The 2,273-nt window shown below is 54.9% G+C and carries 2 protein-coding genes; both read left to right on the forward strand.

Translation table 11 applies throughout. From position 1 onward, the window contains the following. Positions 1 to 1,025: 1,025 nt before the first annotated feature. A complete protein-coding gene (locus A3A5_RS0118290; protein ID WP_026200889.1) occupies positions 1,026 to 1,529 on the forward strand; it encodes an inclusion body family protein in 504 nt (167 codons plus the stop codon). Between the two features lie 67 nt (positions 1,530 to 1,596). Beyond that, a complete protein-coding gene (locus A3A5_RS0118295) occupies positions 1,597 to 2,151 on the forward strand; it encodes an AidA/PixA family protein (RefSeq protein ID WP_018311993.1) in 555 nt (184 codons plus the stop codon). Positions 2,152 to 2,273 lie beyond the last annotated feature (122 nt).

Genomic DNA, 2,273 nt, shown 5'->3' on the forward strand with positions numbered 1-2,273 from the left:
TCAAATGTCCGTCCGTCTCGCTTCATGCACGATCCGACCGATGCAGGGCCCATGAAGTTCCAACTTGTCGACTAACTTACCGACCCATGAGTAAGAGATAGGAAATTAAATTTCATAAAATCTGAAATTAAAAATTTTCATTGTGGTATTTTTATTTTGTAAACTACTGTGAAGCGTAAATAAACTCCATTTCGCTGTCCAACGGCGTTGAAATGGCTATATAAAAATATAAGTTTCAGAAAATAAACGTGCAGTCAAGGCCCATGTCGTTGGAGGGGGATGACGAACCGACAATTTTTCTCATTAGTAGTACCTGACTCTGCTCGCAGCATTTTGTAGTGTACCTGGCAAAGGGAATACATGATGTCACGTGCCGTACCTTATCAGGAAAATCCCACTGGCCTGGTCGCGCTGCTTCCTGACGGTCGAGTTCGCTTCCTACATCCCGCCGCAAAACCGGTTATCGATGCATACAACCAGAACTTGTCCCGGGCAGTGGGACTCGATTTGGAAGATTTCATCATCGACTCGCCACTGGTCGAACTAGGGCAATTCCACCTCTCGGCCCCAGCGATCGCCTTCATCGAAACGACAAACCTGTGCAATCTCAGGTGCACACACTGCTATGCATCATCAGGTGAGCGGCGTAAGTCGGAAATGTCGACCAATCGCATTCTTCGGCTCTTGGACGAGGCCGGAGTGGTATACGAACCGGCGACTCACGCGCGACCAGTTTGAAAAGTAGCTGCTCTATACCAGGGCCAATGAATACCGTCCTTATTGAAGACCGGATGCTCGGATAGAACTTGTGCCGGAGAGCATCACACGAGTTGAGATCCCGCTACCGCAGCGCACTGGCTATCACGTGCTGCTGGCCGTTTGGGATGTCGCCGACACCGGCAAGGCTTCTATGAGTGATCAACCTGATCTTCGACTGATTGACGGATTCGCACGATATGGAGTTTCGGACCGCCATCCCGCTGGCTGGCGGTGTTTTCAACCTCCTCTTATTAGTGGAGAACAAGATGTCACAGGTTACTGATGTGCTGGTCAGCATTGATACCAAGGCCATTCTGGATCGCTATGGCAAGAACAACAGCACGGAGAATCCACCACTCATCGACTTCCGGCACATCTTCATGATCGTGACCCAGGGTAATGTGGTAAGCGGTCAGGCCGGCGGGGAGCTGGACGTCGCGGCGACCGTGGGCGACGTGATCCGCTGGCGCGAGTGTTCGCTCTCGCTCGGTTTCGAGCAGAGTTGCATCTTCTACAAGTTCATCGGAAACCAGGGTAACGAACTCATTTCGCCTCCTTCGCCGCGCGAGGCGGAAGTAACGGTTCCTGTGCCCAATCCATCGGACCCGACCAAACCGAAAATGCAGCTCGTGTCGAACTACTTCTGGTCGTGTGAGACGCTCAAACAGGGGCGCGTGACCTATCACTTCCAGTTCATGATCCTTGACCGCAGCGGCAACCTGTGCGGCTGCTACCAGTGGGATCCGTTCATCAGCATTAGCAACAGCTAGGCAACCGTCGACGTGCGGTCCGCGTCGTTGTGGACCGCCGTCAGCCAGCCACAAGCAAGGAGCGACTATGTCTGACAGACAGGCTTGCAAATCGAGCGGCCAGACCGGAACAGACGACATCACGGACGTGCTGCTTGTCGTTGACACAGTGACGCTGCTCAAGCGTTGCCCGGATGCCGGCGATGACCCCGCGAACCCCACGCCGGTCGACGGTGACTGCTGTTACGGCATCGCGTCCGGAATCGGACAGCTTCAGGGCATCAACGAGGGACAGTTGTGCATCGAGGCGCCTATTGGTGCCTGCCTGCGATTGCGTTGGGCTCCACTGGCGATGCGCGCCGAATATGCCGTGTTGCTGAGCCTCGAGCTTTCTGACGAACAGACCTTCGGCCATGCCCGCCTGATTGTTGATGAGCAGGCCACGTCGTATGTGCCACAGTCTGCGACGCCGATGCAACCGGCGCGGCGATCGGCATCTGACTATTTCTGGCAGATTGACGTCAAGGCATGCGGAACGGTCGAAGCGACGATCAATGCGCTGGTGACAGATCGCGATGCGCGTATTCTGGGCTCCTTCCAGTGGCCGTTGCATCTTTCAGTAACGTCAGCCATGGTCGGCTGACGCGCGTCGACGACGACGTTTTGCGATCAACTGGTTGCGAGTTTCGGTTGAAGCGATCTGGCGGCGGTCAACGGAATTGGCAAGCGGGCGAGACCAGCCGCGTCGAGATGGGCGACGAGGCA

Origin of the sequence: Cupriavidus sp. UYPR2.512, from assembly GCF_000379565.1 — a bacterium.
Lineage (GTDB): Bacteria > Pseudomonadota > Gammaproteobacteria > Burkholderiales > Burkholderiaceae > Cupriavidus.

Excerpts from the sequence above, each read along its gene's own strand:
- A3A5_RS0118295 (WP_018311993.1), top strand. The coding sequence starts at position 1,597 with ATGTCTGACAGACAGGCTTGCAAATCGAGCGGCCAGACCGGAACAGAC.
- A3A5_RS0118290 (WP_026200889.1), top strand. The coding sequence starts at position 1,026 with ATGTCACAGGTTACTGATGTGCTGGTCAGCATTGATACCAAGGCCATT.